The following is a 23,433-nucleotide window of genomic DNA, read 5'->3' on the forward strand; positions in this document are numbered from 1 at the left end:
ATTCTTTGAGTTTAGTTGTGATAATTCATTAGTTGAGTGAGTCGCATATATTTCTTTTCAAATTGCTGATTACTCTGTTCATATCTCTCTTTATCCATATTCTTCAGTAATTCATTACACTGATTCCATTGCCAGAACCTATACAAACAATCCCGTTGAACCATCCCTATCCGGTTATCTCCCAATGAGAAAGCCCAGTCGATATAATTTTTCGATTCTGCTATCAGATGATTCAATAGATCGGTCGCTCTCTGCGTTTCTCCTATGGAAGCATAAGCGGTGGCTATATCATACGAACCGCTCTCGTATACTTCGGGAACATTATATGCCGGAATAGCTTGCCCAGCATACTCCAATACTTTTCTGGCACGGATGTCGTCTCCTTGTTTCACCAATTCTTTAGCCAGTTGCGCAAAAAGCCTTCGATGAGAATAACAGATGCGCAGGGTTGTTTCGTCCAGATAAAGTCCGGGAGTATCCAATCCTCCGTATTTATATCTGTTCATCACATTCTCGTAGAGTTTCTCCGTATCTATGGCATATCCGTTGCCTTCTTTTACGTCTCCCCATTCTTTATAGTTGAAAGGAGTAAACCGGAATGCTAACCCTTCCTGAACAAAGTAGTCATCAAACTTCAGTTTACTGGAGTTGCCTACCGAGATAGCCATGTACAGGGGACGTTCCCAGTTACAGTTAGCCAAGATCTCGAGCATGAGTAAGTCCACTTTAGTCAACAGACGTATATCTTTTAGAGAAATAGACAGTTTATCCGGTATTGCATCTCTCAGTTCTTCTCCTTTTAAATGACGAATGGCTTCAGGCAACATCATTCCAGAACGGAGTAGTGCATCCTTATCAATATAAATATTTATTGTATCGGTAGGTATCACATGGAATTCCTGTTTCTCCGCGAACACCCAATATTTCAGGATATTCTTTATTTCATACGGATCATCTCCAAAACTATCACGGGCTTCTTCGGGATGTTTCTGATACAATGCTTCTATCTGTTTCTTCAATTCCGGACGAACAGCCACATATTCGTTCTTCCCTTCCTGGTATTGATTTTGATCCCAACTGATCGGCAGTCCGGGAGCATCGTACAGAGGACATTGTTGCTGATAAATGTACCAGTCGGTCTGCGCATAACTTAAATTGCAGATACGTACATCTCTGCGTACTTCTTCCGTATCCTGATTATACCACAAGGGGAACGTATCATTATCCCCGTTACAGAATATGATCGGATTTCCTTTGTCGGGAAGTGTCATCAGATAGTTAGCTCCAAAGTCACGACAGGTATATCGGTTGCTTCGATCGTGGTCATCCCAAGTCTGGCTTGCCATTTGTATGGGGACAAACAGGCAAAGCAGCATGAGTAAGCTGACCGGGAGGATTTTTGCCTGTTTTCGGCGAAGCATGTCACAACATCCGGCGGCTCCCATTCCAATCCAGATAGCGAACGCATAAAACGAACCTGCATACGCATAATCCCGTTCACGAGGTTGCCCGGGAGTCTGATTCAGATAGAGCACAATAGCCAATCCCGTCATGAAGAAAAGGAAAAATAAGACACTGAATTGCTGCTTGCCTTTTTTCCCGCGTGTCCATTGCCAATAGATACCGAGTAATCCTAATAATAATGGTAAGCCATAGAATACATTGTGACCTTTGTTCTCACGCAAAGATTCCGGCAAAAGTTTTTGATTCCCCAGTCGCAGGTTATCGAGCCAGGAAATTCCTGTAATCCAGTTACCATGTTCCGGTTCACCGCTTCCTTGAATATCATTCTGTCGTCCGACAAAATTCCATAGAAAATAGCGCCAGTACATGTAGTTGAGTTGGTATGTGATAAAATAAGTCAGGTTCTCTTTTTGTGTGGGAGCCTCATTTGCACCTCCTCCGGACCATCCTTTGTAAGAAGCGGCCGAACGATCATTCCACATTCGTGGAAACAACATATTTTGAGTGTAGCACACATCTTCCTTATAGCGGATGATTTTATACTTGCCTTCTTTTTTATCCGGCCGATAGATGGCAGTCCCTTTTTCGGTCTTTACCTTGTAATAGTCTCCTTCGGGCACATACTCCGGTTCGGATGCATAGGTTCTCCCATAAAGTAAAGGAGCACTTTCATACTGTTCGCGATTCAGGTAGCTTTTGAGCGTGAAAATATTATCCGGTGCATTCTCGTTGAGCGGCGTATTAGCATTGGCACGAATGAGTATGACCGCATAGGTGGTATATCCTATGGTGAGCATGAGTAAACACCACAAACCGGTATTCACGATGCGTTTTCTAAACCGATAAATGGCTCCTATCAGTAAAAACAGGACCAAACCCAGAAAGACGATCAATCCTGACTGGAAGGGTAATCCCATCACATTGACAAAGAATAATTCGAACCATCCTCCTACATCAGCCATTCCGGGTATATAAACAAAAAGAATCAATACAATAAGAATACCGGATAATGCAATGGCCCCGATAACTCCCTTGAGTGATAGGGTCTGATATTTTTGGTAATAGAACACTAATACAATGGCAGGAATACAAAGCAGATTAAGCAAATGCACTCCGATTGAAAGCCCTATAATATAGGCTATCAGGATAATCCAGCGGTCACCGGACACAGAATCTGCTTCATCCTGCCAGCGAAGAATCATCCAAAATACCAAGGCTGTGAGGAAAGAAGAGAAAGCATATACCTCACCCTCTACCGCACTAAACCAGAATGTATCACTGAAAGTATAAGCTAAAGCTCCCACAAAACCCGCTCCCAGAATGATAATAACATCCATAACAGATAATTTCCGTTCATCGCCCACAAGCAAGGCTCTCACTAATCGGGTAATACTCCAGAAAAGAAACAAGATACAACCGGCACTCAATAGTGCATTTAAAAAGTTGACCATTCCCGACACTTGCGAAGCATCGGAAGCAAACTGGGTAAACAGGTTGCCGACAAGCATATAGAAAGGTGCTCCCGGCGGATGCCCTATCTGTAATTTTTCAGCACAAGAAATAAATTCGAGACAATCCCAGAAACTTGCGGTTGGTTCGATGGTCATCCCATACACAAATGCTGCTATCAGAAAGACCAGCCACCCACCGAAATCATTCCATCTTTTAAATAATAAGTTGCTCATTGTTCTGTACTTTTTTGTTTGCAAAGTTACAGGACATACTGCTAAAACAGGTATTTTTTACCGGACGGATACGGACGGTCGTTAATGATAATATGTTGATAATCAACAATAATAAAAATGAAGAGATAGACAAAAACAGACAGAGGATAAATTAGGTACAAATTAATAATGGCATAGTAAAGTAAATGGCATAAAAATGACAATGTATCAACTATGAGAAAACTATTGGGATATTAGGAAAAACAAGTGCCACTCTTGTTTTTTGCTATTTAATTTCGTATCTTTAATGATTTTCATTCTTCTAAAGACAGATAATCATATTACAGAATGACAAATATCACCTTATAAAGTGATATTTGTCACCCTATAGGATGCCCATCGTCCCGTTATAACGGGACAACTACCCGACTGCATAAAAGATTACTAATTTCTGTACTAAAAACCATTAATCTCTGCAACGAAAATCTTTAAATGTAGTAAGGAGATAATGAATCATTACCTGATAATAATTAATTTCTTGCACAAAATGAAAGATCCCCCAATGATTTCACAATATCTTCCAGTGACTCTTTAGAATTTGCCAACATCAGTTTCTCCGTTTTTATTCTGGAGATTCTCCGGGTCAGCGTCTCTGTAGTCAGTTTCATTAAATCAGCAAAGCAAGCAGGTTGGACTCCCTCCCGCAGAAAGGCACATACTCTTAAATCCTCTTCTGTGAGCTTCGGACCTATTTCTTTCAATTTAGATACAAGTCCATAGACGTTTTCCTGGAGTCGCAGTAACTCTGTCCAGTCTTTCTCGGAGAAAGAAGGGATTTTAGAAGACAAAACATTCCGTTCTTTAAACTGTCGTACTTTTGAAACAACGGGAGAACTTTCATAGATATGTAGTTGAAGAGACTGATACTTCTCTTCGAGATGGTTACATTGCAAGATCAGCTTATCCGATTCAACATTTTTTTTCAGTATTTCTTCTTTGAAAAGATCCAATTGGGAAAGTACGTGCCGGTTTTTCTTCCAGAGTAGTCCAAGCAACAAAGACATCACACCGAACATCCCTAAAGCAGAAGAAAGAATTACTGAAGAATCGCTTTTACCGTCATTCAACATCAACTGACTGGCGTATGCCTTTCTCTCCATTTCCAGTGCTTCATCAAAGTTACCGTATTTCTGATAATAAAGACTACATCGTTTGCAGATTTTTGCCAGATGATCGTATTCCTCTGTTTCCTTGGCAAGTTTGATTGCCTCCTTAAAGTGAATTTCTGCCTCCTCTTTCTGTTCCAGATCACTTTCTACACAAGCAAGATAATAATATGCTTTTGATTTTTGATATTCATTGCCATTTTTTTCATAATAAGATGCCGCCTGCCTGATCTGCTTATCAGAAGAATGAGGAATACTTTTGTCCTCGTTAAGCTGGGTACACAATAAATTATATTCTGCCAGTTGGGCTTCATTCATTTGACTGGTCTGAATAGTCTCAAGAATAATAGATGCCGTATCGGGGTCCTGCGCCATGAGCTGTGCGGCTTTGTCTAACCCTTGCTTCACACTCGTTCCTTCCGGATGACATGCAGCCAATGAAAGGAGCATCATATACAATAAAATTCGAAGGTTATTCATAACTCTATTTTTGTCTTTACAAAGGATTGATTGGATTTGCAAATATAAAAAATAATCGGAATTTATCCTTCCCTAAGTCATACAAAAAGTATAGTGACGCTATCCGGGTGTGATAGTGACACTATTTGGCAAGGATAGCGTCACTATGTTTTTTTGACAAATATCAAGCCGTTGTGCACTGCTAATTAAGAAGATAAGCCGTATCTTTGTAGCAAACAAAAAAATTATATATCATGATTAAAAACATTGTATTTGATTTTGGAGGGGTGATTGTAGATATTGATCGCGACAAAGCGGTTCAGGCATTTATCAAACTGGGACTGGCAGATGCCGACACCCGTCTGGATAAATATCACCAGACCGGCATCTTTCAAGAACTGGAAGAAGGTAAGCTAAGTGCGGATGAGTTTCGGAAACAACTGGGGGATTTATGTGACCGTTCATTGACGATGGAGGAAACCAAACAGGCATGGCTGGGCTTTTTCAATGAAGTGAATCTAAATAAACTCGATTATATATTAGAATTGAGAAAATCATATCATGTGTATATTTTAAGTAATACTAATCCTTTTGTTATGTCATGGGCATGCAGCCCTGATTTCTCGTCAAGGAAAAAGCCGTTGAATGATTACTGTGACAAACTATATCTGTCTTATCAGGTCGGTCACACAAAACCTGCACCGGAAATATTCGATTATATGGTGAATGATTGCAATATCATTCCTTCTGAAACTTTATTTGTAGATGACGGCGCCTCGAATATCCAAATCGGCAAAGAACTGGGATTTGAAACTTTCCAGCCGAAGAATGGTGAAGATTGGCGGGAGAAGATGACTGCTATTTTAGAGAAATAACCTTATTGGTTACTAATTTTTTATAGTGTATATATGATAGTATCATAATGGCATGCTACTATCATATATACTGACTTTTTCTCTATTTTATTTCACGTATCAAGGTACGGGCAAACAAATTGTTTACCCGATGTCCGGGACAGTATGCCACAATTTTACCTTTTATGAATTGTCCGGAAAGAGCAAGGTCACCTATTAAATCCAATAACTTATGTCGGGCAAGCTCATTGGGATACTTTAGAGGCAAAGGAGACAAATAGCCAATGTTTTCAGACGGACGTTTTTCTACAGACATTATATCAGCCAATTCATCAAGTTCTTTTTGTCCTATTGGCGTATCATAAACTACAATCGCATTTTCGAAGTTTCCCCCCTTGATGAGACCTTTCTGCAGTAAAACTTTAATATCTTTGACAAAAACGAATGTCCTACACGTAGCAATTTCTTTATCAAAATCAGATGATTCACCAAACTGCACAGATTGTTCTCCTATTACATCAGAATCGAATATAACCTTTAGATCAATGGAAAATTTTTCATCAGGAAATATACTGATACGAGAACCTGAAAGCTCATCTATATACTCAATCTTGTTTCTTATAGTAATAAATTCTCTCTCTACATTCTGTTCTTTAATACCGGAAATGCGTATTTTCTTTACATACTCTGCAGCACTTCCGTCTAATATCGGGAATTCAGACCCATATATTTTAATATGACAGTTATCTATGCTACAACCATACAGAGCCGCAAGAGCATGTTCTACGGTTCCTACTGAAAATCCTTTTTCTGACAAAGTTGTACCTCTATCTGTTGACGTTACATTTTTAGCATTGGCAGCTATAATAGGCTTGTTTGATAAATCTGTTCTTTCTATTTTATACCCATAATTTTCTTCTGCAGGACAAAATAAAACAACAGCATTTTGTCCTGTATGCAAACCTTTTCCTTTTAATGTAAATTCTCTACCTAATGTTTTTTGTTTCATTATTATATTATCAATCAATTAAAAATCTGTTTTATATCGAATCTTGCACAATTGTATGCGATAATACCTTATATATATAGTTGCTCGATCCAAAGGCATACATAAGAAAGACAAGGCAATAATTGTTATGACCAATCCGATAAGAATCAGAATGGTTGGAATTTCTGAAAAAAACAGGACTCCAAAAACAACCGCTGCGATAGGTTCGCCTCCTCCCGCTAAAATGGATACCTTGCCGTTTTCCATATAAAGCAGAGCGATACTGTAAAAAAGATAGGGCAATATGGATGTGCAGGTGGAATGTGCCACAGCAAACAACGTATTTTTCAGCGGTGCAGCCTCGATGAATGAGATAAACACTCCCCAGTTTGTAACCGGAAGTAAAGCAACTGTACATAACAACAGGCTATAAAATAGAATGGTATATGTGCTATATCCCCGATTGGCAGCAATTTTTGAAAAAATGCCGTAGAGAGCACAGAAGAAGCCGGAAAGTAACCCCATAACGATACCACGTACCGACACTTGCAGTCCCATACCAGAAGCTGCCTCAAGCACACCGCTTGCCAATGTGCATCCCACGATTGCCAATATCAGACAATTGATTTTCTTTACTGTAATCCGTTCCCTGAAAATGAATGCCGAGAGAATCATGACAAACACAGGAGCCATACTTAAGAGAATCGCTGCCAGCGAAAGCGTAATTTCACTAACTGCTTCATTATAAAAATAGTTTAGCCCCATGATTCCTAATAGTCCTGTTCCGGCAAATAGCCACAAGTCCTTCAGGTTAATTTTCAATAGTGAACGGTTGTACAATCCAATGATAATAAGCAGGAACACAGTGGCCACTATCATACGGGTGGATAGAACCGTGTAACCGTCCATCCCGAAATCATTCAGTTCTCTAACGAACACACCTGCCGACCCCCAAAGAACGCCGGCAAGTACTGGTAAAACTAAAATTAATTTTCTCATATTTTTTCATTTTATCTATTTGTGGGGCAAAGTTAAAGTGAAAACAAGATAAATATAAATGCTATTTATACGAAATGAAATACTATATTTGCAAACAATATAAAAGTAACGCAATGGAAACTAAAGTTATAGATAATCGCAAAGTGATATGCGAGATAGGATGTTCATTCAAATACGATTCCGGTGTAGAACTGACAACTTCCTTGCATTGTCATTCCGAATACGAGCTGATTTATATCATGGAAGGGCATGGTAAGGAGTTCGTTGGTGATTCGGTGAGGGAATACCATACCGATGACCTTGTACTGATAGGTGCAAACCTGCCACACTTGTTTCTTTCTGATATGCCATCGTCTTCAGAGAGCAATAATAGTTGTTGCATTTTACAATTCCCCCGTAGCCTTTTTCCCGAACAAATGGAGAGCATCCAAGAATATTCCCAAATATATACCGTACTGGAAAACAGCACACGAGGCGTTTGTTTCCATTCAAAAACTTTGAAAAGGAATGTACTTCAGATAATGGAGGGTATCAATATGCAACGTGGTATAGACCGCCTGACCTCCCTTTTCAAATTACTGGATATGCTAGGTAAGTCGGATAACATTACGTTTGTCTCGTCACTTAAATACACTAACCCTTTGGACAGATATATTCTTGATGATCCCATTTCCCGGATATTCAGTTTCTTGATAAACAACCATAGGAAAGAACTCACATTGGAAAATATCGCCACTCACGTCCACATAAATGCGACTTCTATCTGTCGCTTCTTCAAACAACGCACAGGAAAGACACTGTTTCAGTGTCTGAACGAAATTAGGGTAGAACATGCCTGCAAACTACTCGGTAACTCGAACTTGACCATTGCACAGGTGGCATGGGAGAGCGGTTTTCGCAATCAGGCGCATTTCAACAAACAATTCCGCCAAATTACCAAATTAACTCCGACAGAATACGTGAAAAACTTGAATACTTGATTAGAAATATAGGATATATGCAACCACAAGTCATACTTATCACCGGAGCATCTTCCGGGTTTGGAAAGATTACCGCTCAAATGTTATCAGCACAAGGGCACATCGTTTATGGGACAAGTCGGAAACTTTCCGAAGACATGAATGAGGTGAAAATGCTGGTTGTCGATGTTACCAATTCACTTTCTATCCGTCAAGCTGTTGATAGGATTCTATTAGAACAGGGACGGATTGACGTACTGATTAATAATGCCGGGATGGGTATTGGCGGTGCATTGGAACTTGCTACGGAAGAGGAAGCAAACATACAGATGAATACCAATTTCTTTGGTGTAGTGAATATGTGCCGGGAGGTATTGCCTGTCATGCGTAAAAACCGAAAAGGGAAGATCATCAATATCAGCTCTATTGGTGGTGTAATGGGCATCCCTTATCAGGGATTTTATTCTGCTTCCAAATTTGCGGTGGAAGGATATAGCGAAGCATTGGCTTTAGAGGTCCATCCGTTCAATATAAAAGTTTGCGTGGTAGAACCGGGAGACTTCAACACCGGATTTACTGATAATCGGAATATCTCCGAACAGACAAGACTGGATACCGATTATGGAGAAAGCTTCCGGAAATCATTGGAGATCATAGAAAAAGAGGAACGTAATGGATGCCATCCACGGAAGTTGGCTGCTGCAATCTGTAAAATAGTGGAGCGTACAAATCCTCCTTTCCGAACGAAAGTAGGTCCCTGGATACAGGTGTTGTTTGCAAAGAGTAAAAAGTGGTTGCCTGATGCGGTGATGCAGTATGCTCTGCGGATATTCTACGCAATTAAGTAAATGTGATATAATGCAAAAGAGAGTGTCAAAACGCAGATTAACGCAAATTATCGCAGATTATTTCAATTATATTGATATATTAATCAACGACTTATAAAATTATTTCTGCGGTAATTTGCGTTAATCTGCGTTTTATTATTCATTATGACACATCTTCTTTTTTGATTTGAATATCTTCTATGTGTTCCGGATCAATTCTTCGGAACTAATTCTAAAAACATGGTAGTAGTCAGCAACACAGCCAGTCCGACGCAAACGCTTATCAATAGCCAATTGATATATTTGGCTTTCGGCTTGGTGTCGGCATGCAGATTGTTCAGGAAATATTCTCTGAAGAAAAGATACAGGCCGGGAATTGTGGCACTTGCCAACAGGAAATCTTCCGGAATCTGGAAGAAATAAGTTTTGGATAATCCGATCAATGACCAGTGGCAAAGGAACAATACCAGAAACATATTGACCTTTTGCGCAAACAGCAGTAATAATCCGATGGTAAACACAACTACCGAACAAGGCATTACCGGAGAAGTCATTTCCGGAAACGAGAGTCCGCGTGCCAGTGAAACCAGAGGATATATAAAAGGCATTGCCAACAGGACGTAAGACAATAGATCATATTTGTGGGTACGTTCGAAGGTCGTATATCCTGTGATTGCATCCCATAGCCAAATGACAGCCATAACGCCCCAGAACATTGCCATCACCCCATTATAACTGCGCTCTTCACAATAGATATAATAGTAGACCACAGAAATCCATGTATAAAGACCTATCATATAGACCTTCATCGCCATTTTCACCCACGGGCGTGGTTTGCCGATAAGCAATCCGGTCAATGCAATACCAATCAGAATGATAACTATCTGTAAAAGCCAGGTAGCTGAATTATAATATGCAATTGTTCTCCAAAAAATCTCCATAAAAGTAGTTTTTAATGTCTTGTTAATGAAAAGGCTCTATGTGGGAACAGGAACATCGGGAAAGTAGCTCCTACCGCCAACATGAAAATCACTGTACTTGCTACCAGAGTATTAGAGAAGAACATGGACATGAACTTGTCCAGCTTATCCGGATCATTCACATTTTGCAGACACATGATAAGTGAAAATACCATGTTGTATGCAAACTTACCCGGAATCATGGGAAGCAATGCCGGAATGTAAAGTACCGTCATCGGACAATATACTTTTTTACCCAACCATAAACTACCGAAGCCGATGACCAATCCGGCAAACAAAGAACCTGTGGCAATATCCACACCTAAATAAGTCATTAAACAAAAACGACAAGCGTGTCCCAATGCTGCCAGTATGGCAATCATCTTGAATGCACGCAAAGGAGGATCGGAAATCGCACCAAATCCTATACCTGCTACTGCTGCAAAAAATCCATCAGTAAGAATGTCAAGTGCTATCATATCAAATTAAACTGTTTTTTACCATTAATAATGTGAAGGAAAGTCCGATCGCGATGCTGACAATCAATAAAGAAGCTTCTGTCAGACGGGCAAATCCTGTTAATACGTATCCTTCTACTACATCAATCACGCCATTAATCAAGGGAACACCGGGCACGAGATAAAGTACGCTGGTTGCCATTGCAATCTCCGAGGTTGTGTCGAAAATCAGCGCAGTGGAAGCACATAGGGAAGCAACAAAAGCCGAGACGATAAATACAATGTAATGGTTTATTTTCTTCATCTGCATTTGCTGTTTCAGGTAAAATCCTGTAATGGTAGCCGAGAACACGATCCCCATAGAAATTAAATCACCACCGAACAATTTACAGAAAGAAGCATTGGCAAATCCTACCAACAATAAAACGAAAAGGGAGTGTATTCGCGGAGCTGAAATAATTTTCTTATATTTATCTTTTAGTTCCTCCAATGATAAATGATTGTCTAATGCTTCCCAACTCAATGCGCTTAATTCTGAATTATGTTCGAAACTGATCGGGTGCGCGGGAATGTCTATAACCTCATTGCAAGCTTCGTTTGTTTCTTTGTCTATAATGGTCAAAATTATGTTCCTATGAAAGACGCTTAACTTAACATCTAGCCCGAAAGCCTCTCCGATGCGCTTTGTGTTGCGTACTACCCGCGAGGTATGCACTCCGGCTCCCATTAAATGGGCTGAATATTCTGCAATAAATCTACCTACTGATACTAAAGATTCGCCTGTCTTCATGAATATGATATTTTTAAATCGGGCGCAAAAGTACAAAAAAAATAGATACCTTTGCCGCGATTAAAAATAAAAAATGCATGAATAACCAATTTACGCATCCCAAAGAGAGAATACGTTTTGCCATATTGACTTTTTTCTTTGCTCAAGGACTTTGTATGGCAAGTTGGGCTAGCCGGATTCCTGATTTCAAAGATGTTTTTGCTGCAAATTATGCCTTTTATTGGGGATTGATCTTGTTTATGATTCCTGTAGGCAAATTTGTGGCGATACCTTTGGCGGGCTATCTTGTTTCGAAGTTGGGAAGCCGGAGTATGGTACAGGTCAGTATTCTGGGATATGCTTCTTCCTTGCTTTGCATCGGACTGGCTCATGAAGTCTATCTGCTGGGCTTCTTACTATTTTGCTTCGGTGTGTTTTGGAATTTGTGCGATATATCATTCAATACACAAGGGATTGAAGTGGAACGCCTGTATGGTAAAACCATTATGGCAACTTTTCATGGAGGATGGAGCTTAGGAGCATGTGCCGGGGCACTTATCGGTTTTGTGATGATTCTGGCAGGAGTCTCCCCTATCTGGCACTATACACTTATATTCATTGTCATCTTTATAATAGTGCTTTCCGGACGAAACTATTTGCAGGAGAGCGCACCGCAGCAAGTGGAGGTTTTTGAAACGAAGGAAAGAAGTATGGCCAAAGCCCCCAATGGCTTCCGGTTATTGTTTCAAAAACCGGAAATGTTGCTTTTGCAGCTAGGACTTGTCGGGCTGTTTGCACTGATTGTAGAAAGTGCGATGTTCGATTGGAGTGCCGTTTATTTCGAATCAGTAGTTCACGTACCTAAATCGTTGCAGATCGGTTTTCTTGTGTTCATGATTATGATGGCAACAGGGCGTTTTTTGACTAACTACGCTTATCAGCTTTGGGGAAAGAAGAAAGTCTTGCAACTGGCGGGTAGCTTTATTTGTATCGGCTTTTTTATCTCTGCCTTGTTAGGAGGTGTTTTTGAATCTATGGCTATGAAAGTCATCATCAATTCATTGGGTTTTATGCTGGTCGGTTTGGGAATATCTTGCATTGTACCTACTTTGTATAGCTTCGTAGGAGCCAAATCGAAAACACCGGTCAGCATTGCACTTACCATTCTGTCAAGTATCAGTTTTATAGGTTCGCTGATTGCTCCTCTCCTTATCGGTGCCATTTCACAAGCATTCGATATTCGTATTGCTTATATGATTATTGGCATATTGGGTGGATGCATTGTATTAATTGTCAGCTTCAGCAGCGCTTTCGATATTCAGGAATCCACAGGAAAGCCTGAACAGGATAAATAAAAAACACAGTCTTTCACAGTGTTTAAAATTAAACTTCCTGTGAGAGACTGCGTCAATCTTTTAATGCCTTAACTAACCTAACTACTTTATCTAACTATCTAACCTATCTACAAAATACCCGAAAAATCTTTTATACTACTAATAATCCTATCTTCTAATTCGTTATTTTCAACTATTGAGAAGTCACAGGCTACATTTGCCGGAGCCAGTAATACAGCTTTAGCTTCTTCTGCATCTGCCATCTCTTCCGGGTGCTCTCTGAAATAAGTTTCCCATTGGGAAGCTGATTGCGGAGTTACACCCAGCACATAGTTGATAAAATCATCATCCGTCAAAAAATCCTTTACCTTTGAGCACATATCGCATCCTTTTTAAGCGTTTACATAAATAGGACGACGTTATCCTGTATATGTACTCAACCAGTTTATCTTTTTACTAAAATTAACTTGCCAGAGTACGCAACTTTGTCAATCCGCGGTGCATCAAGTTGCGTACAGACTGATAATTCATGTTCATAATCTCGCAAATATCCTCGTATTTCTTTTCTTCTATATAATATAAGGTAAGCGCTTCACGCTGGCGGGGAGATAATTGATCCAGCAAACGTCTAACCAATGAAAATTCATTCTTGCGCTGCTCTTCTTCCATATAATCATCTTCTACATCTGTAGGGGTAGCCACGCTAACTTCCTCTACTGCCGTATCAGACATATACATGCGTTTGCGAAGTTCATCACAAAGTTTATTTTTTAATGAGATGAATAAGTATGATCTTAAATTATCAATGGTGCCTAATTCATCTTTCTTTGTATAGAGTTTCACGAAGATGTCATGAATACAATCTTTCAGCAACTCTCTATCAATGGTCAACTTCAATCCGTAATTAAAAAGGACGTTGATGTGCAAATTATACAGCTGTGAAAAAGCTGCCATGTTTCCCGCTTGAAAAGAAGCGAGTAAAGTTTCGGTTGAATGATTAGTCTGTTCCATCATAGCATTAATTCGATTGATTTGATGTTGCAAAACTAAGCAGTATCGACCGCAACCTTGGGTAAAATCTGGTTTGTGGATTGAAAAAACAAGTATCATGTTTTATAACACTCTTTTACTAGAATTTACCTATAAAAACCAAAAATCCCGCTGAAGAGTCTTCAACGGGATTTTCTGTTTTATAGCTTATGGAACCAGTAAATACCTTCTTTCTTATCAGGCACCTTTAGGTTGTATAATCCATTTATTTTCAATGATTTATTTATCGTTTCAATCTTTCCGGAAGCAGGGCGAATGTACTTTAATGCATACTTCCCGGACGATAATTGAACAGGAATTTCTGTTCCGGACTTGGAATAAATGATACTTCCAATATCAGATTTTACCATTTTCTTGTACTCATCCGTATTCGTTTCTTCCACTTCCATGGCTGCTGCATCCTTCAGGAATGCCTTATCTGTGCATGGAATTACAGGGCATGAACCACCGGCCATGAATACAGCCCATCCCATAGCCGGATAATTCTGTGCGTAGAACGTCACTGCCTTCTGGGGAAATTTCTGTCGGTACTCATTGACAGCTTTATATGCTTCATTGAAAGTGACCTTTCCTACTTTCATCTTACGCATGTGCTGACGCGGTGCCATATTCTTTCCACCTTCCGGCGCAAAGATCCCATCCGTCTTATAATGCCAGTAACGGATATCAATGATGTCTACTATGGCAGCACGTTTGGGGTCTGCAAGGATAGCATCCTGCACGTCTTTCGTGGTACTTAATGCCACTTTTGCTTTCTTTCCGGTTTCAGTTTCCCATTCGGCTATCACATCCAACCAGAACTGTACGAAGTGCAACGGTCCTGTAAATTCAGCACTTGTCAACTGAATTACATTCGAATTGTCAGCGAAGTTATTCAGGCATTGACGTATATATTGCCTGTGCAGTTCACGACGAACAGGATGGCTGACGTCATAGAACATATCCGCTACAAAGATTCGTTTGTCACCGGCAAATGGAGCAGGTTCAGGAAATCCGGTCTGATTGATGTTATTGCTGCTTCTCCACGGAGAATCTACCCAATGTGCACCGGCTTCCAGAATATTGTGCTGGAAATAGTTCTCATGAAACAAAAGCAGCCCGTCTTTATTTCCTTTCTCCGCAAACTCTTTTAAGCGACTCCAGTACCATGCATTGGGACGTTTCAAATCATATTTGCTCAATCCCTCCCACGCTGTTTCCTGACCGCTGCGTCCGAATGGCTGTTCATAGAAAGGTCCCCATACATCACCATCCCGACGGCGAATCCGTTCGTGGTCATCGCGACGGCGGTCATACCAAAGACCATAGTTCTGATCGAAAACAAGTATGTTTTTTTGTTTCATAAAATTGATAACAGAATCAATGCGGTCTGTTAATCCCAGTCCCTCGCGTCCCGGAACAAAGCGGGTAATGGCCGGACTTGCCTTTTTCAGATAATTGGTTTTGAGCTTTCCGTTCCACCAAGGGGTGGTATGACTGTTTCCAACCAATAAAATACCATCCATTTGGATACGTCCGTTAGTGATAGTTACTTCCGGTTGAGTCGGTGATTGGGTAGTAGAAGAATTTGCGGCTAATGATACCCCCCTTTTCTCTTTAATGTCATCAACTGATTTCACTCCGGCTGACTCCACCGAAGGAGTAAACTTATGATCGCCTATCCAATGTTCCAACGTTAACCGTGGATGATAAGCCTCTTTAGCCAGTTCCATAGCCACTTCAACTGTAGGGCTACTGGTTGCACTTGTATTTCTAGGCAAGATACGTGCACGTTCTGCACATTCTTTATTCAATCGTTCTTTCAATTGGGCATAAAAGATACTGCGAGGTTGTACGTGATTGTTGGATTGCGCCCATTCGCCGTCACCGGAGAACTGTGCCCAACAGCCGTATGCACGGTTCATCGCATCCTTTGCCGGAGCATAACATTCGATTTCTGCTGCGGTACATTGCCAGAACAAGCTGTTTGCCGTATTCCAACCGGCTCCATTTTTATCTTGTCCCAAATTCTTGAAAGTCAGGTTATGACCGTCGATATTTACTACATCGAACAACAGTCCACATGCCCAGGCATCGATAGAGCCGCTGAATCCTAAAGATTCGTATGAATCACATTGTACAAAAGCGTTGGGACCGGCTGCACAATATCCGGCAGCAAAGTCATGAATACCTCGTTCCGAGTAGCAACGTTGAAATAAAGTTTGTTGTCCCAGTGTGTGGAAAGTGCAACGACGCATTCCTCCGATTTCTGAAACAGGTTCTCTTGAGATACAGTCTTCGACAGTGATTTTGGAACCTGTACGCTGAACAATCACGGCACTTCCTGCAAAATGTTTGAAATTGAGTTGTCTTACCCAACAGTTTTCCGCATTCTCAATGGAAATACCTGTCCAGCAATGATCTTCATCTTTAGGATAACGCTTGTCGTAATCAGAGATCAGTGTCATATTCTCTACTCCACAATCGTAGATACGTCCGTTCCATTGATAAGTCAATAGAGAAGAAGCACCATATTTAGCATCCAGAGCTACGGTCAGCGGAGCATCCAATGTTATCTGGTTGCCATTTACTTCACTGACTGTTCTGTCCCAGGTCAGATCCATATCCCCTTCTTTCCATCCTAACGCACTGATACCTCCTCCAAAGATGTCACAACCCAAAGAGGCTATCCACTCCTTGCCGGAAGGACGGACAACCATTACACGATCTCCTTTTTTCAGAGAAATGCCTGAAGCCACTTCCAATGTTCGTGTGTTTACCGGAACATAGTTTGAAAGTACCTGCAAAGTGTCTTGTACATTCAAGTTGTCTATTCCTTCCATATAAATAAGGGCACCTCTGTCTACGCCTTTCTTCAGCAGTATTGTTTTTTCTTTATTCGTTCCCCGCAATACAATTCCGGAGGTGGAGATACGAATACTGCCGGACAGGGTAAACTCTCCCTGATCGAGCAAAACCGCTCCACGAAAACCGGAAGCATCGGGAGACAGCGAGGCTACATAATCAATGGCACGTTGAATACGTGCAGTGTTATCTCCTGCTTTCCAGGGGACAAACACAACATTGCGGACAGAAGGAATATCCTGTTCGGAGGATTTATATCCGCATGTAGAAAAATCGAGAATACGGTTTCCCCGATCGTCATTCAGGTAAGTGATTTGGTCATTCTTAACCTGTAAAGCAAAGGTTTGCGCATAACTTTGCACAAACCCAATACTTAATAATCCCAGAAGGATAGTTCTTACTTGTATATTCAATCCAATCATCTTTAATCTTTTTTCATCTGCTTATAACAGACTTTTCCGTTTAGACAATGTATCGTAATTGTTCTTCAAATCTGTCCAGTCCACTTTCTTTTTAGTGTCTATACCATTGATGTATTTTTCAATATTGGTATATCCGTCACCATTGCAGTCCATAGTTGCGTCGGTCGGGTCATTCGGATTCAGACCGTTAGCTATTTCCCAGGCATCCGGCATACCGTCGCCGTCCGAGTCTACTACTGCTTCTCCTTTGTATTCGGGAAGTCCGCCTACCTGACGAATGTCTGTAATGATGCCCTGCTTATAAGAATCAGCCGGTAACCGTCTTTTCACATAAGGAGAGACAAACTCCGGTGCATCTTTCACATAAATGGCTTTTCCTGTTTGCACGGTCTTTATAACACGGGCATCCACGGCGTCCCGTTTGGGGAAAGTGGCTCCTACATTATCCAATACAAAGGTATAAGCTTTTTTGGTATCCATCACAGTAACCGGAGGCATTTTGAAAGCTTCATCCGATTTAATTAATGGTAAAAACTTTGCGGCATCCACATCTTCTTTCAGTTGTACGCCTCCGTCCCAGTTATCTTTTGTGACCTTGGCATTGCCATGAATAATATTCCCGTTTACATAAGCCTTTCCGAATGAGAGAGGTTTGCTTTTGTCACGTCCTGCTTCCGGTTTGAGAATACGATAAGAGATTGGCTTGCCTAGCGGAGTGATGGGGCCGGGTTTGAAATAGTTGTTTATCATGTTGTAGAAACTGTTGTGGTCACCTCCGTCTACAGAACGATTCCACCAGTTGAAGACAACATTATTGACGAAGTTAAAATCACCGTCCATACCCACCGAACTGTTCCGACTGATGTTGGAAGCAAAGAGATTCCGGCAGAACATACTGTTGTGACCACCGATGGTTGCGCCAAAAGCATGGTTGTATGTATCCAGTGCTTCAGAGAAAATCGAATTTTGAATGGTAATGTTCACTGTCGGAAGTTTCAGACCGTGTCCGTCTGCCCCTCTGTTATATACATGACGGTAGATAGACATATTTTCATCCAATCCCCAACTGGCAGAGCAATGGTCTACCATGATATTTCCTACTGCATTCCCTCCTACCGCATCATCACGGAAAGCTACGTCCTGCGCACCGCGACGGAAACGCATGTGACGAATCACGACATCGTGTGTATCGATCAGGAAAGATTGTCCGGTGATACAGATACCATCTCCGGGAGCTGTTTGTCCGGCAATGGTTACATAAGGAGCGCGTACACTGATCGGGCTTTTCAGACGAATCACTCCCGAAACATTAAACACAATGATACGTGCACCTCCTGTTTCACAGGCTTCGCGGAATGTTCCGGGACCGGAATCGTCCAAAGAAGTGACAACAATCACTTTTCCTCCACGTCCACCGGGAGTGTACATACCTCCGCCTTCCGCACCGGGGAAGGCCGGGATATTACTCTTTATCAAATCTTCGGGTTTGGAGGCCCATGGCTTATAAGGGCGGCCTTTCTTTGCTTCTTCTAAAACTGTCGGCAAAGCTTTTTCCCATGCCGCGTCGGATTTCCGTTCGAACTCCGCTTCTTGTTTTGCTCCTCTTTCTTTTACCGAGTCCGGAATTACAGGATACTGGGCTGCCACAGGTAATACACAGGCAACCAGCATCCACGCTGATAATACTTTCTTAATGTTATTCATTCTTTCGAATCTTAATAGGTTTCTAAAAGGACGATTAAGAAAGCATTTTGTAATCGGTTATCTCTCTCCTTTCCGCCATTCATTCATATATTCGCGAGGGGTCTGATTATATTTCTTCCGGAAACACTTGCTGTAGTATCCCGAATCCTTGAATCCGACAGCAAAAGCAATTTCGGAGACACTTAAATCCGTGTTCTTAATCAACTCGATGGATTTATTTAAACGAATCTCTTTTACCAAATCTACAGGGGCCAGACCGGTAAGACTCTTTAGTTTCTTGAAGAATGCCGAACGACTCAATCCGATACCGGATGCTATGGTGTCAATATTAAAATCACTGTCGTCCATATTTTCTTCAATGACCTGATGTATCTTTTCAAGGAACTGCACGTCTTTCTTTACCAGATATTGTTCGTAGCTGTCTTCTTCAGTCGTTGTCTGGTTTTCCATTTGCTGGCGGATTCGTTCACGGAACAATTTCCGTTCGGCAAGCAGCTGGTCAATACGTGCCAACAGATATTCCTTACTGAAAGGTTTGGTGATGTAGGCATTTGCTCCTAAGGTAATAGCTTTGGTCTTGGCGCCCTCATCATTCTTTGCAGTCAGGATAATAACAGGAATATGGCTGATCTGGAAATCTTTGCGAATAGATTGCAACATTTCAAGGCCGTCCATTTCAGGCATCATCTGATCGGTCACTACGATATCGGGATGATACAGGTGCACTTTCTTCAAACCTTCTACTCCGTTATTGGCAATGTGGATATTGAACTTGTCTTCCAACTGAAGCTTTATCAACTGACAAAGGTCTTTGTTGTCTTCCACCAACAAAAGAGTTGGCAATGAAGCATCAATTTCCGGTTCTTCTTCCGTATCTTCTTCGGATATGGCATTAGCAACAGGTTCCTGTTCTACAGAAACGGGAACTGTTTCCGTACCTCCCACATAAAAGTCAACTTCCGACGGACGATAATGCTCCTTATCCATCAGGAGTTCTACAATAAACACCGCCCCCTGTCCTTCAGGACTTTCAGCACGAATCAGTCCGTGATGAAGATTGACTATCTCCTTTGAAAGTGCCAATCCGATACCTGTACCCTGATAATAGGAGTTTTTCGCATTCTCTCCTTGTGAGAAACGCTCAAAAATCTCGGTCAGTTTGTTTTGTGGAATACCGACTCCGTTATCTTCCACCCGCACATAGCAACGTTTTCCGTCGTCTGTCAATCCGGTAGTTATATAAATGCTTCCACCGGAATGAGTGAATTTGAATGCATTGGATATGATATTGCGGATCACAATGCTCATTTTCTCCTTGTCCGCCCATACCATAATCGGTTCATCCGGTAACTGGAAAGTGAAACTGATTTCATTTTCTTCAGAAAGCACGCGGAACTCTTTCTGGAAAGAGGCTATCATTTCATTAAAATCAATCAACGACACATGTAGACGCATTTTCCCGTTTTGAATCTTCCGGAAATCAAGTATCTGATTCACTAATTGCAGCATCTGATTGGTGTTCTTCTCCATCAAATCCACATATTGCAATCCTTTCGGAGACAGTTTTTCACGTTCCCTTAATTCTTGTATCGGGCCTTTTATCAATGTCAAAGGAGTGCGCAATTCATGAGAAATATTGGTAAAGAACTTGATTTTCATCTCTGAAACCTTTTGTTCGATATAAATATCGTTCTTCATTTTAATCATGAAGAAAGCCAGACGCAAACTAAAATAGAGGGCTGCCAGACCCAATATCACGTAAATAAGAGTTGCCCACCAGCTCAACCACCAGGGCGGAAGAATGGTGACGGCCAGCGTGCAGTTGGAAACAAGTTCCGGATTGGCTTCATCCATTGTTTCTACACGGAATGTATAATCTCCGGGAGGCACATTGGTGTAAGAAGCGATGCGATTCTTTCCGCTATAATGCCACTCTTTTTCATAACCTTCAAGTATGTAACGGTATGACACCCGGTTCTGATTATAGAAATTCAATGCCGCAAATTCAATCGTGAACATGGATTGATTGTAGTTCAGCCGGATTGCTTTGGCGTATGTGATGGATTCTTTTAGGATCGGACATTCGCGGAAACTACGCAGATCGCGATTGGATACTTTGAAATCAACGATACGTGTATCGTAGTTCGTATGCAGTGTTTCCAATTTGTCAGGAGAGAATGCCAGGATTCCCTGACGGGTACCAATCCATAAGTCTCCATTCAATGTCCGGAGTGCACTACCCTCTTCTAACTCCACATTTAGGAAACCGTCGTATTTATCATAGTTGCGGAACTGCTCCGTAGCTTTATTGAAACAAGACAAACCGATTTCCGTTGTAAACCATAAGTTGCCGTTTTTGTCTTCTACAATAGACTTGACTACGTCGTTATTCATACCTTCACGGATACCATAGGACTTGAAAATCGGTTCATGCTTTTCCTTATCATAGCGAACTAATTTATTCAAACCGCCTCCAAACACACTTACCCAGATTTGCGAATCGGTGTCTTTGTAGAGTACATAAATATCATTATCCGCTACGTTCGAATTTTCACTAACCTGACGGTACGTTTCAAACTGAATCTGTTCGGGAGTAGTAAAATGTCCGTCGAAAGACATCAAACCATCCATGGTTCCTACCCAGATACGTCCGTCTTCATCTTCCGTCATGGTACGCACTTCCATATAAAGACCATAGGCAGGATATTGTTTCAATCCGTTGTATTTATGTATGAAGGTGATGGCTCCGTTCTCTTCGGAAATCAAATTTAGTCCTCCTCCTAATAATCCCACCCAGATGCGTCCCTGGCTATCCTGATAGGTAAAATATACGTCATTGTTACTGATAGAATTTGGATTCTTGGGATCATTGATATAACGGGTAAAACGCAATCCATGAGGAGAATTCATATCCGGTTCGGCTTTGACAAGCCCATTTCCTTTAGTAGAAAACCAAAGATTACCGTCTTTGTCTTCCATAATATGATATACGGCTCCCAGCAGATAATTCTTATCCGAGAAGATTTGTTTCACTTGTCCGTTGCGATCCAGACGGTACAAAGCCTGCCACCGGGTTCCTACCCAGATGTCTCCATTTTGCGCCTGAAAGAGAGCACGTATCCCCTGATTCCAGGAAGTCGATTTCTCGGATACTAGCGGAGAGGGGGAAACTTCTGTCAATAGTTGGAATTGTTTCTTGGGGAAATTAAGTCGGTATACTCCGCTACTCGTAGATGCTAACCAGAGGATTCCATCTTTATCCAACAGAAGATGGAAGAAAAGCTGGTTGGGAAGATCATCGGAGAAAGGCTTCAATTGATTGATACGGGTCATTTCCAGCTTTTCCCTGTCGAATAGAAGAATTTCTCCTCCCGGAGTCATAAAGAACATACCTTGTTCGCCGGCATCCTGCATTTCAAAATTGCCAATGGCATTCTGATTGGGGAATGTAAAGCGGTGGTGGCTTCTGTTCAGAGGATCATAATAGGTCAATGCCTGGTTCCCTTCCTGAAACCAGATCTTATCATATTTATCATAGAATATAACTCCGTTGTCTTTTTGAGGGATGGTAAACGGGAGTTTGGTCAACTGCTTGTAGCCAATATTGTACTCGTATGCACCTTCATTGGTGGTGATGTACATCAGGCCGGATTCCGTTACCAATAGATTAGAAACCGGTTGTTTGATTTCCGGTATCTCATAACGGTTGACGACTCCATTTTGCGGATCAATGCTATAAATATGCCCCTTTTTGTCGCCCAACCATAAGAATTTGGAATTATAGGAAGCACAAGTAAACTGATCCGGATTGGCAGATACCTTTTTCTGTATAAAGTCGGCAGGCTTATCTTTTAGGGCTGCCCCTTTCCGGAGGGACAGAATCTGATAGTCCATGCCAATCCAGTTGATAAATTCTGCAGTTTCGCAGAAGATGTTATGCTTTAGACGCATATCGTACACGTTCACGTTGGGACGCGAATCGTGCAGCTGTTTCATCGTTATTTTACCTTCCTTGTCGGTATATGCACGCAAAAGACTTTTATCTTTTGTCAATAACAGTACATCTCCGTCTTCAGTTGTCTGAATCTTGATAATCTGGATGTTCTCTGAATATTCTTTCACATCATCATAGACAGCATGGAAACTCTCATGCCTTTTATCGAACAGGTAGAGTTTACGGTCGATGGTCTTAATCCACAGAAAACCATTTTTATCTTCCACGATACGTTGAATCTTACGTGGTGGAATGTCTGTGGAATAAAAACCGTCGTGATTATCATAGGAACGGAATTTACTCCCGTCAAAACTACATAGTCCATACCACGTTCCGAACCAGATAAACCCATCTTGTCCTTTTAAAGTGCAGTTGACAATATTATTGGGCAAACCACGTTCAGCCGTGTAGTGTTCTACAATCATATTCGGATAGGCAAAAGCATAAATGCCTATCATGGATAGTAATAGTATTAGGGTATTCCGTTTTCTCATTGATGGCTATAATTGGAATTAAATG

At 41.2% G+C, this 23,433-nt stretch carries 16 protein-coding genes; 4 read left to right on the top strand and 12 right to left on the bottom strand.

Annotated elements, in window-relative coordinates:
- Positions 1-11: 11 nt before the first annotated feature.
- Together DXB58_RS18755 and DXB58_RS18760 are read right to left on the bottom strand one after the other, a co-directional pair.
- Positions 12-3,149: a DUF2723 domain-containing protein gene (locus DXB58_RS18755; RefSeq protein WP_122137849.1), complete on the bottom strand. Its 3,138-nt coding sequence runs from the start codon at positions 3,147-3,149 to the stop codon at positions 12-14.
- A gap of 509 nt (positions 3,150-3,658) precedes the next feature.
- Positions 3,659-4,774 (bottom strand): tetratricopeptide repeat protein, encoded by a 1,116-nt coding sequence (locus DXB58_RS18760; protein ID WP_122137850.1) that lies wholly within the window; start codon positions 4,772-4,774, stop codon positions 3,659-3,661.
- Between the two features lie 233 nt (positions 4,775-5,007).
- Here DXB58_RS18760 and DXB58_RS18765 point away from each other — a divergent pair, with 233 nt between their 5' ends.
- The gene (locus tag DXB58_RS18765; protein ID WP_122137851.1) at positions 5,008-5,628 is read left to right on the top strand and encodes an HAD family phosphatase; all 621 of its coding nucleotides are present in this window, start codon (positions 5,008-5,010) and stop codon (positions 5,626-5,628) included.
- Positions 5,629-5,710: 82 nt separating this feature from the next.
- Here DXB58_RS18765 and DXB58_RS18770 read toward each other — a convergent pair whose 3' ends face one another.
- Both DXB58_RS18770 and DXB58_RS18775 read right to left on the bottom strand, forming a co-directional pair.
- Positions 5,711-6,616, bottom strand: coding sequence for a UDP-3-O-acyl-N-acetylglucosamine deacetylase (locus DXB58_RS18770; protein ID WP_122137884.1), 906 nt, complete (start codon positions 6,614-6,616; stop codon positions 5,711-5,713).
- Positions 6,617-6,634: 18 nt separating this feature from the next.
- Entirely contained in the window at positions 6,635-7,594 is a 960-nt protein-coding gene (locus DXB58_RS18775; RefSeq protein WP_122137852.1) for a DMT family transporter, read from the bottom strand.
- Positions 7,595-7,707: 113 nt separating this feature from the next.
- Between DXB58_RS18775 and DXB58_RS18780 the strand changes: the two genes are divergently transcribed.
- Positions 7,708-8,574, top strand: coding sequence for an AraC family transcriptional regulator (locus tag DXB58_RS18780; protein ID WP_158571572.1), 867 nt, complete (start codon positions 7,708-7,710; stop codon positions 8,572-8,574).
- Positions 8,575-8,591: 17 nt separating this feature from the next.
- Positions 8,592-9,401 (top strand): SDR family oxidoreductase, encoded by an 810-nt coding sequence (locus DXB58_RS18785; protein WP_122137854.1) that lies wholly within the window; start codon positions 8,592-8,594, stop codon positions 9,399-9,401.
- A gap of 191 nt (positions 9,402-9,592) precedes the next feature.
- Here DXB58_RS18785 and DXB58_RS18790 read toward each other — a convergent pair whose 3' ends face one another.
- The 3 genes from DXB58_RS18790 to DXB58_RS18800 are packed head-to-tail and all read right to left on the bottom strand — an operon-like array spanning position 9,593 to position 11,587.
- Positions 9,593-10,321 (bottom strand): DUF6064 family protein, encoded by a 729-nt coding sequence (locus DXB58_RS18790; RefSeq protein ID WP_122137855.1) that lies wholly within the window; start codon positions 10,319-10,321, stop codon positions 9,593-9,595.
- 11 nt (positions 10,322-10,332) lie between these two features.
- Positions 10,333-10,818, bottom strand: coding sequence for a threonine/serine exporter family protein (locus tag DXB58_RS18795; protein WP_117933731.1), 486 nt, complete (start codon positions 10,816-10,818; stop codon positions 10,333-10,335).
- Between the two features lies 1 nt (position 10,819).
- Positions 10,820-11,587: a threonine/serine exporter family protein gene (locus DXB58_RS18800; protein ID WP_122137856.1), complete on the bottom strand. Its 768-nt coding sequence runs from the start codon at positions 11,585-11,587 to the stop codon at positions 10,820-10,822.
- Positions 11,588-11,664: 77 nt separating this feature from the next.
- Here DXB58_RS18800 and DXB58_RS18805 point away from each other — a divergent pair, with 77 nt between their 5' ends.
- Positions 11,665-12,921 carry an MFS transporter gene (locus tag DXB58_RS18805; protein ID WP_122137857.1) on the top strand — a complete coding sequence of 419 codons (1,257 nt, stop codon included), beginning with the start codon at positions 11,665-11,667 and terminating at the stop codon, positions 12,919-12,921.
- Between the two features lie 107 nt (positions 12,922-13,028).
- Here the strand turns inward: DXB58_RS18805 and DXB58_RS18810 are convergent, their stop codons facing one another.
- The 5 genes from DXB58_RS18810 to DXB58_RS18830 form a co-directional block, all read right to left on the bottom strand.
- Positions 13,029-13,280 carry a hypothetical protein gene (locus tag DXB58_RS18810; RefSeq protein ID WP_117933727.1) on the bottom strand — a complete coding sequence of 84 codons (252 nt, stop codon included), beginning with the start codon at positions 13,278-13,280 and terminating at the stop codon, positions 13,029-13,031.
- A gap of 82 nt (positions 13,281-13,362) precedes the next feature.
- Complete coding sequence (locus DXB58_RS18815; protein WP_187343846.1) at positions 13,363-13,914, bottom strand: RNA polymerase sigma factor; 552 nt, start codon at positions 13,912-13,914, stop codon at positions 13,363-13,365.
- Positions 13,915-14,090: 176 nt separating this feature from the next.
- Positions 14,091-17,207 (bottom strand): DUF6298 domain-containing protein, encoded by a 3,117-nt coding sequence (locus DXB58_RS18820; protein ID WP_122137885.1) that lies wholly within the window; start codon positions 17,205-17,207, stop codon positions 14,091-14,093.
- A gap of 30 nt (positions 17,208-17,237) precedes the next feature.
- The gene (locus DXB58_RS18825) at positions 17,238-18,920 is read right to left on the bottom strand and encodes a polysaccharide lyase (protein WP_122137858.1); all 1,683 of its coding nucleotides are present in this window, start codon (positions 18,918-18,920) and stop codon (positions 17,238-17,240) included.
- Between the two features lie 57 nt (positions 18,921-18,977).
- The gene (locus tag DXB58_RS18830) at positions 18,978-23,408 is read right to left on the bottom strand and encodes a two-component regulator propeller domain-containing protein (RefSeq protein ID WP_122137859.1); all 4,431 of its coding nucleotides are present in this window, start codon (positions 23,406-23,408) and stop codon (positions 18,978-18,980) included.
- Between the last annotated feature and the right edge of the window lie 25 nt (positions 23,409-23,433).

The organism is Bacteroides sp. OM05-10AA (genome assembly GCF_003439055.1).
In the GTDB taxonomy this organism is placed as follows: domain Bacteria; phylum Bacteroidota; class Bacteroidia; order Bacteroidales; family Bacteroidaceae; genus Bacteroides; species Bacteroides intestinigallinarum.